This is a genomic window from Methylobacillus glycogenes JCM 2850 (assembly GCF_000617925.1).
Taxonomy (GTDB): Bacteria; Pseudomonadota; Gammaproteobacteria; order Burkholderiales; family Methylophilaceae; genus Methylobacillus; species Methylobacillus glycogenes.
In genome coordinates this window covers 373,937-388,041 of record NZ_BAMT01000002.1, presented here as the reverse complement: position 1 = coordinate 388,041, position 14,105 = coordinate 373,937, and the positions used below count along the sequence as shown (strand labels likewise).

Annotated in this window: 14 protein-coding genes and 1 pseudogene; 6 read left to right on the top strand and 9 right to left on the bottom strand. The window is 54.4% G+C overall.

Features of this window, described 5'->3' with window-relative positions; all coding sequences use genetic code 11:
- Positions 1 to 28 precede the first annotated feature (28 nt).
- A pseudogene (locus tag JCM2850_RS17405) lies at positions 29 to 1,287 on the top strand (glutamate-5-semialdehyde dehydrogenase).
- 37 nt (positions 1,288 to 1,324) lie between these two features.
- Positions 1,325 to 1,981: a nicotinate-nucleotide adenylyltransferase gene (nadD, locus tag JCM2850_RS05695; protein ID WP_199898256.1), complete on the top strand. Its 657-nt coding sequence runs from the start codon at positions 1,325 to 1,327 to the stop codon at positions 1,979 to 1,981.
- A 46-nt stretch (positions 1,982 to 2,027) separates the two neighbouring features.
- Here nadD and bioD read toward each other — a convergent pair whose 3' ends face one another.
- Genes bioD through JCM2850_RS05665 form a run of 6 tightly spaced genes read right to left on the bottom strand, consistent with a single transcriptional unit; the run spans position 2,028 to position 6,993 of the window.
- Positions 2,028 to 2,696 (bottom strand): dethiobiotin synthase, encoded by a 669-nt coding sequence (bioD, locus tag JCM2850_RS17400; RefSeq protein WP_369384835.1) that lies wholly within the window; start codon positions 2,694 to 2,696, stop codon positions 2,028 to 2,030.
- Positions 2,697 to 2,707: 11 nt separating this feature from the next.
- Entirely contained in the window at positions 2,708 to 3,586 is an 879-nt protein-coding gene (gene bioC / locus JCM2850_RS05685; RefSeq protein WP_025870405.1) for a malonyl-ACP O-methyltransferase BioC, read from the bottom strand.
- Positions 3,583 to 4,398, bottom strand: a complete 816-nt coding sequence (bioH, locus tag JCM2850_RS05680) for a pimeloyl-ACP methyl ester esterase BioH (protein WP_036265576.1) — start codon at positions 4,396 to 4,398, stop codon at positions 3,583 to 3,585. Before bioH ends, bioC begins: the two co-directional genes overlap by 4 nt.
- Positions 4,395 to 5,579, bottom strand: coding sequence for an 8-amino-7-oxononanoate synthase (bioF, locus tag JCM2850_RS05675; RefSeq protein ID WP_234406112.1), 1,185 nt, complete (start codon positions 5,577 to 5,579; stop codon positions 4,395 to 4,397). The genes bioH and bioF overlap by 4 nt, the downstream gene beginning before the upstream one ends.
- A gap of 8 nt (positions 5,580 to 5,587) precedes the next feature.
- Entirely contained in the window at positions 5,588 to 6,595 is a 1,008-nt protein-coding gene (bioB, locus tag JCM2850_RS05670) for a biotin synthase BioB (protein WP_025870399.1), read from the bottom strand.
- Positions 6,596 to 6,606: 11 nt separating this feature from the next.
- Positions 6,607 to 6,993 (bottom strand): hypothetical protein, encoded by a 387-nt coding sequence (locus JCM2850_RS05665; RefSeq protein WP_025870397.1) that lies wholly within the window; start codon positions 6,991 to 6,993, stop codon positions 6,607 to 6,609.
- Positions 6,994 to 7,126: 133 nt separating this feature from the next.
- Here JCM2850_RS05665 and JCM2850_RS05660 point away from each other — a divergent pair, with 133 nt between their 5' ends.
- On the top strand, positions 7,127 to 7,477 hold the full coding sequence (locus tag JCM2850_RS05660; RefSeq protein WP_234406111.1) for a tRNA-binding protein: 351 nt from the start codon (positions 7,127 to 7,129) through the stop codon (positions 7,475 to 7,477).
- Positions 7,478 to 7,643: 166 nt separating this feature from the next.
- On the opposite strand, the gene budC is transcribed toward JCM2850_RS05660, so the two are convergent.
- Positions 7,644 to 8,408: a meso-2,3-butanediol dehydrogenase gene (gene budC, locus JCM2850_RS05655; protein ID WP_025870392.1), complete on the bottom strand. Its 765-nt coding sequence runs from the start codon at positions 8,406 to 8,408 to the stop codon at positions 7,644 to 7,646.
- Positions 8,409 to 8,564: 156 nt separating this feature from the next.
- Entirely contained in the window at positions 8,565 to 10,373 is a 1,809-nt protein-coding gene (locus JCM2850_RS05650) for a methyl-accepting chemotaxis protein (protein WP_025870390.1), read from the bottom strand.
- Between the two features lie 374 nt (positions 10,374 to 10,747).
- Between JCM2850_RS05650 and JCM2850_RS24245 the strand changes: the two genes are divergently transcribed.
- Positions 10,748 to 11,140, top strand: coding sequence for a transporter substrate-binding domain-containing protein (locus JCM2850_RS24245; protein WP_051525288.1), 393 nt, complete (start codon positions 10,748 to 10,750; stop codon positions 11,138 to 11,140).
- A complete protein-coding gene (locus JCM2850_RS17395) occupies positions 11,086 to 13,323 on the top strand; it encodes an EAL domain-containing protein (RefSeq protein WP_051525287.1) in 2,238 nt (745 codons plus the stop codon). The genes JCM2850_RS24245 and JCM2850_RS17395 overlap by 55 nt, the downstream gene beginning before the upstream one ends.
- A gap of 79 nt (positions 13,324 to 13,402) precedes the next feature.
- On the opposite strand, the gene JCM2850_RS22475 is transcribed toward JCM2850_RS17395, so the two are convergent.
- The gene (locus JCM2850_RS22475; protein WP_234406110.1) at positions 13,403 to 13,612 is read right to left on the bottom strand and encodes a hypothetical protein; all 210 of its coding nucleotides are present in this window, start codon (positions 13,610 to 13,612) and stop codon (positions 13,403 to 13,405) included.
- A gap of 117 nt (positions 13,613 to 13,729) precedes the next feature.
- Here JCM2850_RS22475 and JCM2850_RS22470 point away from each other — a divergent pair, with 117 nt between their 5' ends.
- Positions 13,730 to 14,005, top strand: a complete 276-nt coding sequence (locus JCM2850_RS22470) for a ComF family protein (protein WP_234406109.1) — start codon at positions 13,730 to 13,732, stop codon at positions 14,003 to 14,005.
- Positions 14,006 to 14,105 lie beyond the last annotated feature (100 nt).

The window sequence follows — 14,105 nt, the reverse complement described above, 5'->3', positions numbered from 1 at the left end:
AGCTCAAGTTAGAGATTAAAGGCAGGAAATGGACGATATCAAACGCTATATGCAACAACTTGGTGAACAGGCACGCCAGGCATCGCGCGCCATGGCCAAGGCCAGCACCAATACCAAAAATCAGGCGCTACGTGCCATCGCCAGCGCGATACGCCGCGAGCACTCAGCGCTGTTGCAAGCCAATGCTGCCGATCTGGAAGCCGCGCGCAAGAATGGCCTAGAGCCTGCCATGCTGGATAGATTGGTGCTTTCGGAAAAAGGCATACAAACCATGGCCGAAGGCTGGAACAAATCGCCAGCCTGCCAGACCCGATTGGTGAAATGTCGGATTTCAAGTATCGCCCTTCTGGTATTCAGATCGGCAAAATGCGCGTACCCCTGGGCGTGATTGGCATCATCTATGAAGCCAGGCCTAACGTCACCGCTGACGCTGCTGGCTTGTGCATCAAGTCCGGCAATGCCGCCATCCTGCGTGGTGGCTCAGAGGCCATAGAGTGCAACCGTGTGCTGGCTGAGCTGGTGCATGAAGGCCTGCGCGCCGCAGGCCTGCCAGAAGCAGCCGTGCAAGTGGTCGCCACAACAGACCGCGCTGCCGTGGGTGAGCTCATCACCATGAAAGACTATGTGGACGTGATTGTGCCACGCGGTGGTAAAGGCCTGATTGAGCGCATTTCCAACGAGGCGCGCATTCCTGTGATCAAGCATCTGGATGGCAATTGCCATGTCTACGTGGATGAAAGCGCTGATCTGGACAAGGCCGAGCGCATTCTGGAAAACTCCAAGACCCAGCGCCTGGGCACCTGCAATACGGCAGAATCCTTGCTGGTCGCGCGTAGTATTGCGGCCACTGCCCTGCCACCTCTGGCTGCCATGCTGACCAGCAAAGGCATTGAGATTCGCGGCTGTGCAGAGACGCAGGCATTGGTTGCCAATGCCAAACCTGCGAGCGAAGAGGATTACTACACCGAATACCTGGCAGCGATTATCTCGGTCAAGGTAGTAGCGGATGTCGATGAGGCCATAGAGCATATCAACAAATACTCCTCACAGCACACCGAAGCCATCGTCACCGAGAACTACACCAACGCGCGGCAGTTCTTGCGCGAGGTGGATTCCAGCAGCGTCATCGTCAACGCTTCTACACGCTTTGCCGATGGCTTTGAATATGGCCTGGGTGCTGAAATCGGCATCTCCACCGACAAGCTGCATGCCCGCGGCCCTGTGGGTCTGGATGGCCTGACCAGCCTCAAGTACATAGTGCTGGGTGACGGCCAGGTACGCGCCTGAGCCTGCCTGTCCTCAATAGCCCATCATTGATCACCCTATGAGCCTATCAGTGCCATTTCCCCTGATAGGCCTCATGGGCGGCACTTTCGACCCCATACACCATGCCCACCTGCGTATGGCAGAAGAGCTGGCGACCACACTGGGCTTAAGCGAAGTACGCTTTATCCCCGCTGCAATACCACCGCACCGCCCCCAGCCTGGCAGCTCTGCGGCACAACGCGCTGACATGGTGGCGCTGGCCATAGAGCACAATCCCCGCTTCACTCTCGATACTCGTGAGCTTAAACGCGAAGGCTATTCTTATACTGTGGATAGCTTGCAGGAGATCGCACGTGAGCTCGCAGCAGAAGCCGGGCTGTGTTTACTGCTAGGACAAGATGCTTTTGCTGGCTTGCCCACCTGGCACCGCTGGCAGGACTTGCTCAAACATGCGCATATCATAGTCGCCAGTCGCCCTGGGGCGCAGCAAGTTATTGAATCGGCTGACTTAACCGCGCTGATTCAGCAGCATGAGGTCAAGGACGTAGCCGCATTGCAGAATAGTAAGGCTGGTTGCATTTACTTTGCCCACATCACCGCATTGGATATCTCAGCGACTAAAATCCGTGAGCAACTAAGCCAGGGAACCAGCCCACGTTATCTACTGCCTGATACGGTGCTGGACTATATCCAGCGTCACCAGTTGTATAGCTGAAGGAGAAATGCTGGCATAGAGAGCCTGCATGCCAGGAAAGTCAGATTTAAAGCTGAGCAACAAGCTCAGTATCTATCTCCGTAAAATCACCCGCCGCCACCCAGGCACCACACCCAGACAAGGTGCCTGCAAGCGCAGGCGCAAGGCCTGCAAGTTTTCTTCTTGCATGCTCATGGCAGTCTATGCGATTGGCTATCCAGCCTGCCAGGGTCAAACCACGCGCGGCAATAGCCTCTGCTGTGAGCAGGGCATGATTGATACAGCCCAGACGCAAACCCACCACCAGAATCACAGGCAGGCCTAGCGCCACGGCTAGATCGGCTGTGTCTAAAGTATCATTCAGCGGCACGCGGAACCCGCCTACGCCCTCGACAATCACCACATCAGCTGCAGCCTCCAAGCGCGCATAGGCGGCCTGTATCACGCCCAGCTCTATCTCTGCGCCCGCCTGGCTGGCGGCAATATGCGGAGCAATGGCAGGCTCAAAGGCATAGGGATTGATATCGCTCAGCGGCAGCGTCAGATTACTGGCGGCCTTGAGTTGTTGCACATCCTCAGACAACAGCACGTCATCCTGCAAGATACAGCCAGAAGCCACAGGCTTCATCCCCACACTGCGCAAACCCAGCGCCGCAAACTGATGCACCAGTGCACTGGAGATGGTGGTCTTGCCCACGCCAGTATCGGTGCCGGTGACAAAATAAGCGCATTTCATGATATTGCTTCTCAGGTTTTTTTTCGAGGGTGGAAAGTCACTGCGGCCGTATCACTAGCATGAGCATGACGCGGCTGCGCGGGTTTCCAGGCATGGCCATAAACGACTTCATAAGTCGCAGGCAGTTTGCCTTGATCGCGGAATTGCTCATAGGCCTCAGCCAGGCGTGCGAGGAAGCCTCGGCCTAACAAACCGCGCGGACGGCCTGCCGATGCGTTGTGCGCGCCTATGGCCTTGAGATCACGCATCACCGCCATGACGTCATCATAGGTCAGCACAAAGCGTTCCACATCCAGTACCGGATCAGCAAAGCCAGCCCGCACCAGCGCGTCGCCTATATCATGCATATCAATAAAGCGGCTGACATGCACATGGCCATCGCCAGAGGCGGCGCGCAACTCCTTGAGCGTGTCCGGGCCAAAGGTGCTGAACATCAGCAGGCCTTCTGGCCGCAACACTCTGTGAAATTCGCCAAACGCCTGATCCAGATCATTACACCATTGAATGGCGACATTGGACCAGGCCAGATCCACACTGCCCGCCTGTAGTGGCAGTTGCTCAATATCGGCGCAGATGGCGGCTGGGGCCTTGTTACCGAGTAAACGTTTCAGCAAGGGATAATGACGCAAGGTCTGTTGCAGCATGCCCAGGGCAATGTCCAGAGAAATCACTTCACTGCCCGCATAGCGCTTGCCCAGAGCCACACTGGCATGGCCAGTGCCACAGCCTGCATCAAGAATGCGTGTAGGTGCCAGTTTGACCAATTGCAGCCTATCCAGCATGCGGGCGCGGATTTCCTGTTGCAGTATGGCGGCGGCATCATAGCTGCCAGCGGCTCTATGAAAAGAGGCCCTGACTCTGGCCTTATCTATATGGTATTGATCGCTCATGTAGCGTTTGGGGCTGTCTGCAGAAAATCCAGCAAGGCGGTGGTGAAAGCCTGCTGATGGGAAAGAAAAGGTGCGTGACCAGCACCAGCAATCACCCTAAGCTGGGCGTGCGCCAGATGCTGCGCCAGCCAGTGCGCGGCTTGTACCGGAGCCAAGGTATCGCGGTCACCATGAATCAGTAACACGGGTAAAGTCAGGCTAGCCAGCAAGGGGCGCAGGTCATTATTCAGCAGCACATCCAGCGCCGCTTGCAGCGTTAATGACGAAGGTTCTGGGCGTGCAGCGATGGCAACCCGCAGTTGCTTGATCGTGCTTCTGGCATCATCCGCGCCCATGCATTGCAGGGTAAGGAATTTAAGCAGTGTGGCCGCATAATCTGCCTCCACCTGGCGGGCGAATTTTTCAAACACGCTGGCCTGCATGCCAAACTGCCAGGGTTGCACGGCATCCTCTGCGGTGTTGATAAAGCGCGGCGTACTGCCCACCAGCACTAGCTTGTTCACGCGCTGCGGGTAACGGTTGGCAATACGCATGGCCACCAGCCCGCCCAGTGACCAACCCAGAAGATGAGATTTTTCCGGCAACTGCGGCACTATGGCCGCAACCATTTCGTCCAGATCAGTCGCAATTGCGCTCTGGCTCAAACCCATACCGGGCAGGTCAATCACATGCAGGGTGAAATGCGCAGACAGGCGCTTGAGCAAAGGCTGCCAGACGCCACCATGCATGCCCCAGCCATGAATCAGTACCAGGGCTGGGCCTTGGCCTTTGATGTCTATATGCAAAGGCGTTGCTGGCTGTAAAGCACTCATGCGACCTCTATCTCATGTAAAGCATTCAGCAGATGCGCTACATCTTGTTCTGTATGCTGGGCCGAAAGCGAAATACGCAACCTGGCTGTGCCCTTGGGCACGGTAGGCGGACGGATGGCAGCCACCAGAATACCGTGCTCCTGCAAGTGCTTACTTACGCGCAAAGCCTCATCATTGCTGCCTATGATGATGGGTTGTATTGCAGTATTCGAGGGCAAGAGCTGCCAACGCTGCAGCTGGCAGTGCTGCTGCAAATAGGTGATCAATTGCTGCAAATCTTGACGCCGCTGCGGCTCGGAAGAAATGATATCTACACCAGCCAGTGCTGCCGCCGCCACAGGTGCCGGGCTGGCTGTGGTGTAAATATACGACCTGGCTGACTGTAGCAAATAATCAATCACCACCTGCTCAGCCGCAACAAAAGCACCCGCACTACCAGCGGCCTTGCCCAGGGTTGCCATATAGATAATGCGTGGCGAACTGAGATTGAAATGTTCGAGAATGCCGCGACCCTTTGCACCAAGCACGCCAAAGCCATGGGCATCATCCAGCATCAGGTAGGCATCGTAACGTTCGCACAGTGCCAGCAGCGCAGGTACGGGGGCAATATCCCCATCCATGCTGAACACGGCATCAGCGACCACCAGCTTGCGCCTGGCGCTACTTTGCGCCAGCAAGCGCTCCAGGCTAGTGATGTCGTTATGCGCATAACGCTTGAGGCTGGCACGTGACAGTACCGCGGCATCGTTAAGCGAAGCGTGGTTGAGCTTATCAGCAAAGATTTCATCATCACGACCACACAAGGCGGTGATGATGCCCAGATTGGCCATATAACCCGTGCTGAACAGCAACACCGCAGGCACAGCCATGAATTGCTGCAAGCGCTGCTCCAGCACTTCATGGGCAGTTTGATGCCCGGTGACCAGATGCGAGGCACCACTGCCCGCACCATATTGCTGGGCGGCTTCTGACATCGCGGAGATCAATGCGGGATGGCTGGCCAGGCCTAGATAGTCATTGCTGCAAAAAGAGAGCAAGCGCTTACCGTTAATGACGACATGCGCGCCCTGCATGCCTTGCAGCATGCGACGCTGGCGCAGCAAACCCTGTTCTGCGCGCTGCGCCAGTTCCAAGTGCAATCCCTGCAACATATCCCCAGCCGGGCTGGATTGCATCTGCATGGACATGCTTACAGCGGATGTATACCCAGCTTGCCGAACAAGGCCTTGTCCGCCTCGGCTTCAGGGTTGCCTGTAGTCAGCAATTTCTCACCATAGAAGATGGAATTGGCACCTGCCAGGAAGCATAAAGCCTGTATGCCTTCATGCATGCTCTGACGACCAGCTGAAAGACGCACAAAGCTTTGCGGCATGGTGATACGCGCAGCCGCAATGGTGCGCACAAATTCAAACGGATCAAGCTCATCGGTACCATACATAGGCGTGCCTTCCACCTGCGTCAGCAGATTGATGGGCACACTTTCAGGTGGACGTTCCATATTGGCCAACTGCGCCAGCAGGCCAGCGCGCTGGGGACGGGATTCGCCCATGCCTATGATGCCGCCGCAGCAAACGTTGATATCCACATTACGCACTCTATCCAGAGTATCCAGACGGTCCTGGTAGGTACGCGTAGTAATCACATCGCCGTAGTATTCAGGCGCGGTGTCGAGATTGTGGTTGTAGTAGTCCAGGCCCGCATCCTTGAGCTGCTCAGCCTGACCATCTTTCAACATGCCCAGCGTGGCGCAGGTTTCCAAACCCATGGCCTTCACCTCTTGAATCATCTTCAGCACAGGTTCCAGGTCACGCTGCTTGGGGCTACGCCAGGCAGCACCCATACAGAAGCGGCTAGCGCCGTTTTCCTTGGCGGCACGTGCGGCTGCCAGCACTTCTTCCAGCTGCATCAAATCCTGCTTTTCCACATCGGTGTGATAACGCGCGGCTTGCGGGCAATAACCGCAATCCTCGGAACAGCCACCCGTCTTGATGGAAAGCAAGGTGCTGACTTGCACACCATTGGGGTCAAAATTCTCTCTGTGCACGGTCTGCGCCTGGTGCATCAGGTCTGCAAAAGGCAATTCAAACAAGGCGACAATTTCATCAACTGTCCAGCGTTGCGGTGCTTCGGCACGCGCCTGCACCTTGCTGCGCTCGGCATTGTCCAGGCCGCGAATATCAATAACGGATTCAAGCATGTTTAAATTCCTTACTCTGTCTCTATAGTAATTTTCTGCCATGGCTCATGCTGAGCCCGCAGGATGTCCCTAATGCCCAATGGCACAATGACGAGAATACTGACCACCCAGATAATGATCGCCAGATTGAGCGCACCACCCACCCAGCCTGCCATATTGGAACTGAAATTCAGCAGCACTACCCAGGTTCCCAACAGGCCATAGAAGCGGTAACCTGCGGGCACCAAATACTCACATACACGCGTACAGGGATGATTGGCGGTTGAGGCATAGGCAAAAATCGAAGCCGCAATCCAAAATGGAATCAACACCGGCACCACAATCGCGACACTGGAGAAAAACGCAAAACTCTGAGCCGCCCGCATCTGCTGCTTGGGCGTGATGATTTTGGTAGCCATGATCTGAAAGTGGAAACGAAAGCCGGATTATAGCCTGTCAAGGATAGCCTTAACAAACGCTTTACATATGATTAAAAATTGAACAACTCGAATTCTCTTCATCAAGAAATCTCATCGCATAAGGATGCAACACGTGCAGCAAACACAACCATTGATCGACTGGGAAGACTTTCTCAAGGTTGATCTACGCGTAGGCCGGGTAGTGCAGGCTGAACTCAATACCAGCGCGCGTAAACCCGCTTATACCTTGCTGATCGACTTTGGGCCTGAAATAGGCAGCAAAAAATCCAGCGCGCAGATTACCGCCTTATACCCAGCTGAAACCCTGATCGGCAAATTAGTGGTAGCGGTGGTGAATTTCCCGAAAAAACAGATAGGCAGCATGATGTCTGAATGCCTGGTGACAGGATTCCATAATGCGGAAGGAGAAGTGGCTTTGTGCGTGCCGGATTTGGATGTGCCTATCGGCACCAAATTGCTTTGATGCCGACTGAAGCCATAGAGAGGTGCAGCCTCGCAACAGACTTACATACAACCTTACAGAGTGTGTGTACTGCACGGCGGTGGTGAATATCATCACGATCTCTAAAACCAATCTCTGTGTACCACCAACCGCCATTTCACTGAGAATTATTACCAGGCTTGACTCATTAGCCCCCGGGTGGCTGACCGTTGGAAGCAGTCAAGCCACCATCTACGGGCAGATTAACGCCAGTAATAAATGACGCATCGGTGCTGGCGAGGAAGGCAATCGCCGCAGCGATCTCCTCGGGTTGGGCACCTCGCCCCAAAGGAATTCGCTCATAAAATTTCTCCAGCAACTCCTGATCTTCTGCCATATCTGCGGTCATATCGGTGAAGGTAAAACTGGGACAGACCGCATTGACACGTATGCCCTGGCGCGCAAAATCCATTGCCAAAACGCGGGTGAGATTGACCACCGCACCTTTGGAAGTGTTATAGGCGCTCATTTTCCAATCGCCGCCCAGACCAGAAACCGAAGCTGTATTGACGATGCAACCCCCGGTTTTAGCCAAGTGCGGAATAGCCTCGCGTGCTCCATAGAAAATGCTATTGACGTTGGTAGCTTGTACCTGCGCCCAATCTTCCTCACTCACTTCAGTGACATCGCCATCAGCATAAATACCCGCATTATTGACCAGCACATCGAGCTGGCCAAACTTTTCCAGCGCAAACGCAATCAGCGCCTTAACATCTTGCTGGCGTGAGACATCGGTTTGCTTGATGGCTGTGCGTTCAGGGGCCAGCGGCTGGGAGATAGCCTGTAACTTCTCCAGGGTTCTGCCTGCCAGCACTACTTTTGCACCTTCGCTAGAGAAACGTTGCGCGGTGGCAGCGCCTATGCCGGAGCCTGCTCCGGTGACAATAACAACCTTGTTGGTAAATCGCTGCATGATGGTCTCTTTTCCAGTGTTTGAATATGCACACTGTGCAGCGCAAGCAGGGTAAAGCGTATCAGCGTAATAGGAAAGTGCTGTAGGAATTGCCCCCTGCACTCAACCTAAGGCTGAGAGACCAAGCCTATCCTGCTAATACCCTGGCTTGCAGCGCTAAAATTCCGTCCATTCTTCTGCATCGCCCGCACCATTAACCATTGGCTTGCCTGAGGTTGTAGCGGGCCCAGCCTGCGTTTGCAGAGTGCCTGCTTCTTGATCCTGGTGCTGACGCGTCACTTGCTGCGGGCGCGGAACAACTGGGCTAGTGATTAAAGGCTTAACAGGTACAGGGCTGATGCCAGAGGCTGCTCTCAGGTATTGAAATTTAGCCGCGCTCTGCACTGGCAGTGCTCGCGAGATTGATGTTGCAAGCTGGCCATTGATTTTGAAAACACTGACCGCGCGAGCCAGATTTTCCGCCTGATGTTGCAATGATTGCGAAGCCGCCGCGGCTTGCTCTACCAAGGCTGCATTTTGCTGAGTCACATCATCCATTTGCATGATGGCCTGATTAATCTGCTCTATCCCCGTGGCCTGTTCATCACTGGCCACGCTGATATCACGCACAATGCTGCTGACGCGGTTGACGCTATCGACCACCTCCTTGATGGTAAGACCCGCCTGCTCAACCTGCTGGCTACCTGCCGCAACACTCTCTACCGAGTCGGTGATCAAGCCCTTGATCTCCTTGGCGGCATTGGCTGAGCGCTGAGCCAGGCTACGCACTTCGGTCGCCACCACTGCAAAGCCACGTCCCTGCTCACCAGCCCTGGCGGCCTCGACGGCTGCATTCAGAGCAAGAATATTGGTCTGGAAGGCAATGCCATCGATCACGCCTATGATCTCGGAAATACGCTTGGAGGCATTATTGATAGCCCCCATGCTGGCGATGACTTGATCTACCACCTGGCCACCCTTGATTGCCACGTCAGAAGCTGAACCAGCCTGCTGGTTGGCCTGGTTGGCGCTTTGGGTATTCTGCTTGACGGTAGAGGTCAACTGCTCCATGGCTGAGGCGGTTTGCTCCAGTGAGCTGGCCTGCTGCTCAGTCCGGGCAGAGAGGTCAAGATTGCCGCTGGCAATTTCACCTGAAGCGGTAGCGATAGTATCAACCCCACTGCGCACCTCGGTCACAATTTGCGCCAGATTATCGTTCATGGTCTTGAGTGCCTGCAGCAGCTCCGCTATTTCATCATGGCCAGTGACATTGATATTGCTAGTGAGGTCTCCAGCGGCCACTGATTTTGCCAATGTGAGTGCCTGCGCCAGTGGCTGGGTAATCCCGCGTGCGAGCCGCCATGCCATGAACATACCGAGTGCAATCGCCAATCCGCCCAATGCCAAAAGCATATAAATACCAAAGCGCTTGTTGCTTTGAATATCCTCACCAGCGGCATTGATGACGCCACGTCCAAACTCGGCAAACGCCGCTATGCTGTCAAAACAGGCTTGTCGCGCGGGTAAAAACTCACTGCTTACAAGGCGGTTAATCGTTTCCTGGTCCATCCCCTTGGCGCGCTGGCTGAGCAAATCTTCACGAATCGCCACCAAACTCTGAATTTTCTCCTGAGCATCGGCAAGCCTGGCTCTGCCCTCAGCTTGGCTTAACCTGGCCTCCAGCTTGTTGATGATCTCGTCGTCCTCTGTTTCGGTCTCCCGAATACGATCTTTAAAAAACTCGACCATGGCCGGGTCTGTACTCGTCACGGCTGCCAGGGCACGTATACCGGTTTGGCGTACGTTGGAGGCCAGCTCTGCCGTCAGCCGCTCCTTGATCAACTCTTCCTCGGTCATTTTTCTGGCCACATCGCCTACACGCACCAGTTGGATATAGCCCAGCAACACCATAGAGACCATTAGCATGAGTACCGTGGCAAAACCCAGACCCAGCCTAATGCCGATTTTTATATCTGCGAATTTCATGCTTCACGCTCCCGGACTCCCCGGTTTGCGTTCAGCACATGCGTAGCATTAATGCGACCACGGCTGACGCAAACATCATCAAGGAATAGCAATAATCGAACGGGGTATTTCTCAGATGTGCCGGAATCCCCGACCTATGGCAAGCGAGATAAAAGCTGCGCGCCATCAGCAAAAGATAATTTATTTTTATTTATATTTCAAATATTTACACAACATTTATAATCCAAAAGATAACAAGTCGTTATTAGCAAATCACGGCTGAGCCTGCGGGAGTTTGCCGCTAGGTGTATCCTAGTCAGCATGAAAGCTAAGCGTTTTGACTTGCTTCTGACCATCAACCCCGAACCGGGACTTCACAGAAAGGCGTGAGCGATATGCTGAAAATGCAGTGCCAGCTTGTTATGCTCAGCGCCTTATTCGCCTTGACGTCCTGGCTTAGCGCTGCACAGGCCGAGTCACTGACCGTGGTGGGAGATGAAAACTACCCGCCCTATCTGTTCAAGGACGATGATGGCAACACCGTGGGCTATCTGGTGGATCTCTGGGATTTATGGCAGCAAAAAACCGGGGTTGAGGTCAATCTGGTGCCCACCGCCTGGGTTAATGCGCAGGCGCGTGTCCTGCATGGTGATGCCGATGTGATTGAAATGCTTTACCGCACGCCCAAGCGTGAAGCGCTCTATACCTTCTCCCAGCCTATGCCAAGCAGACGGTGGCTATTTTCAATCATGAAAGTATTACGGGCATTACCAGCCCCCGCGCCCTGACCGGATTTGTCGTCGGTGTACAAAAAGGCGATGCATGCATAGATAAGCTGGAAGAGCACGGCATTTATTCGCTGCGCCAATACGACAATTACACGGCCATGATAGAAGCGGCCTTGACGCAAGAAATCAAGCTGTTCTGCCTAGATGAGATTCCCGCCCATTATTACCTCTACAGTCTGGATAGACAGCATGAGTTCCGCAAGGCTTTCACTCTGTACACAGGTGAATTCCATCGCGCGGTACGCAAGGAAAATAAGACCACCATGGCGCTGGTGGAAAAAGGCATGGCTGCGATCAGCCCTGAAGAAATCAAGACCTTAGAGAAAAAATGGATGGGCAAGCCCATAGAAACCTTTCACTACTCGCGCGAACTCGCCTACGGCATCTTGGCCGCCTCAGTCGCCGGGATCATTCTCTTATTGTGGATTGCGCTGCTAAGAATTGCCGTACACAAGAAAACCCGCGAGATAGAAACTGAGCGCACGCGGCTGCAAGACATCATCGATGGCGCACGTGCAGGCACCTGGGAATGGAATGTGCAAACTGGGGAATGCCTGTTCAATGATCGCTGGGCCAGCATGCTGGGCTACTCCCTGGCAGAACTGACACCGCTGACAGCCAGCACCTGGAAAAAACTCATGCATCCGGATGACTTGCTGCTGGCCACAGAAAAGCTTGAACAACACTTTTCGGGGCAGACAGAAAATTATGAATCTGACCACCGCATGCGCCATAAGCAGGAACGCTGGATTTGGGTAACCAGTCGCGGTCGGCTGATTTCTCGCACCGAGGATGGCCAGCCCTTGCTGATGCGTGGCACTCATATCGACATCACAGAAAAGAAAACCGCAGACGAATTAATCTGGCAACAGGCCAATTTCGATAACCTGACGCAATTACCCAATCGCCATTTGTTCAATGCCCGTATTGAGCAGCACATCAAACAGGCTAGACAGGAGCATGGCAAGCTGGCCTTGATATCTATAGACCTGGATAGATTCAAGGAAGTCAACGATTCGCTGGGCCACAGCAAGGGAGATGATTTACTGGTGGCCGCAGGCAGACGTATTCAGGGTTGCGTGCGGCAGTCGGATACTGTCGCTAGATTAGGTGGTGACGAATTCGCCATCATCGTGCCCCAGCTTGCCGACAAAGCCCAGTTGCAGCAGATCGCCGATAACCTGCTGGATAATCTCTCCCGACCTTATGTACTGGCCGAAGAAAGAGTCTATATCTCTGCCAGCATAGGCATCAGTGTTTATCCCGATGATGCAAGTGACAGCGGCGAAATCATGCGCAATGCCGATCAGGCCATGTATGAAGCCAAGAACAAAGGCCGTAACCGCAGCATGTTCTTTACGCAATCCATGCAGGATTCCGCCATGCAGCGCATGCAACTGGCGCGGGATATCCGTCTGGCCGTAGAACGTAATGAATTGGCCGATTATTACCAACCCATCATAGAGCTGGCCACGGGCCGGGTTGAAAAAGCCGAGGCATTACTGCGCTGGCATCATCCGGTGCAAGGGCTGGTCAGCCCATCGGTATTTATCCCGGTAGCAGAGGAAATTGGCGCCATCGTCGAGTTGGGCGACTGGATATTCCGCCGTGCAGCGGAGAATGTCGTCAAATGGCAGGCCATCGCTGGCGAAGACTTTTCCGTCAGCATCAATAAATCCCCAGTGCAATTCCAGGCCAACACCTTTGAACATAGTGACTGGCTCAACTATCTGCATACCCTGGGGCTGACTGGCAGAAATATTGTAGTCGAGATCACCGAAGGCTTGCTGTTCAATCCCGAACGCAGCATTGAGGACAAATTACTTAACTTCCGCGATGCAGGGATACAAGTCGCGATTGATGACTTTGGCACTGGCTTCTCTTCCTTATCCTACCTAAACCGCTTCGATATTGATTACCTGAAGATAGATCAAAGCTTCACCAGCCAACTCGCGGCCAATAATGAAAGTTATGCCTTGTGCGAGGCTATTATTGTCATGGCGCACAAGCTAGGCCTCAAAGTCATTGCCGAAGGGGTGGAAACCCCCTTGCAGCGTGATCTGTTACTTGAGATCAAGTGCGACTTTGCCCAGGGTTACCTTTACTCCCCGCCAGTACCTGCCGCCGCCTTCCAGCGCTATTTGGAGCAATCGCGCCAAGGGCAGCTACAAAGCGCGACCTGAGCTGCATGGACTGGCTCAAACAGTGGCTGTTTCCTCAAGCCTGCCTGCTCTGCCGCAGCGCTAGCCATACAACACTGGCTTATGTGCACCTTGCCTGGCTGAACTCCCCTGGCATGACCAGCATCGTGACACCCCCCAGGCTTGCCCCCAGTGCGCCCTGCCTACCATCGCAGGCCAGCGCTGTGGTCGCTGTCTGCAGCAGCCGCCTGCATTTGATGTCACCCACAGCCTGTTTCAGTACACCTTTCCACTCACCGCCATGTTGCAGCGTTATAAATATGCCCAACATCTAGCCCTAGCCCCCATGCTGGGTCAGATGCTGGCAAAAACCTGGTGGGCCCATGGCAGAGCGGACTCACAGCACGCTATTGCAACCCCCCAGCTCCCTGCCGACTGCCTGATTCCCATGCCGCTACACAGGCAACGCCTGCAAGAGCGGGGCTTCAACCAATCACTTGAAATTGCGCGCACGCTCTGCCGTGAGTTAAACATTCCATTGCAAGCGCATCTTTGTGTGCGCACTCGCGCCACACCGCCGCAAGCCACTTTGCCTTATCGGCAGCGTTTGAAAAATATGCGTGGCGCATTTGCCTGCAATACCTCCATGACAGGCCAGCGGGTCATTCTGCTGGATGATGTCATGACCACAGGCGCCAGCTCAATGCCTTGGCACAATGTGTAAAAGCGGCGGGTGCCACTCATGTGGAATGCTGGGTGATCGCGCGTACCTTTACGACCTGACTTCACTGTCTGGCTTCACTGCCCGAATTCACACTCAACCT

Bases quoted from the DNA above. Each gene is read 5' to 3' on its own strand.
- nadD (WP_199898256.1), top strand. From the start codon at position 1,325: ATGAGCCTATCAGTGCCATTTCCCCTGATAGGCCTCATGGGCGGCACT.
- bioD (WP_369384835.1), bottom strand. From the start codon at position 2,696: ATGAAATGCGCTTATTTTGTCACCGGCACCGATACTGGCGTGGGCAAG.
- bioC (WP_025870405.1), bottom strand. From the start codon at position 3,586: ATGAGCGATCAATACCATATAGATAAGGCCAGAGTCAGGGCCTCTTTT.
- bioH (WP_036265576.1), bottom strand. From the start codon at position 4,398: ATGAGTGCTTTACAGCCAGCAACGCCTTTGCATATAGACATCAAAGGC.
- bioF (WP_234406112.1), bottom strand. From the start codon at position 5,579: ATGCAGATGCAATCCAGCCCGGCTGGGGATATGTTGCAGGGATTGCAC.
- bioB (WP_025870399.1), bottom strand. From the start codon at position 6,595: ATGCTTGAATCCGTTATTGATATTCGCGGCCTGGACAATGCCGAGCGC.
- JCM2850_RS05665 (WP_025870397.1), bottom strand. From the start codon at position 6,993: ATGGCTACCAAAATCATCACGCCCAAGCAGCAGATGCGGGCGGCTCAG.
- budC (WP_025870392.1), bottom strand. From the start codon at position 8,408: ATGCAGCGATTTACCAACAAGGTTGTTATTGTCACCGGAGCAGGCTCC.
- JCM2850_RS05650 (WP_025870390.1), bottom strand. From the start codon at position 10,373: ATGAAATTCGCAGATATAAAAATCGGCATTAGGCTGGGTCTGGGTTTT.
- JCM2850_RS24245 (WP_051525288.1), top strand. From the start codon at position 10,748: ATGCTGAAAATGCAGTGCCAGCTTGTTATGCTCAGCGCCTTATTCGCC.
- JCM2850_RS22475 (WP_234406110.1), bottom strand. From the start codon at position 13,612: ATGTTGGGCATATTTATAACGCTGCAACATGGCGGTGAGTGGAAAGGT.
- JCM2850_RS22470 (WP_234406109.1), top strand. From the start codon at position 13,730: ATGCCGCTACACAGGCAACGCCTGCAAGAGCGGGGCTTCAACCAATCA.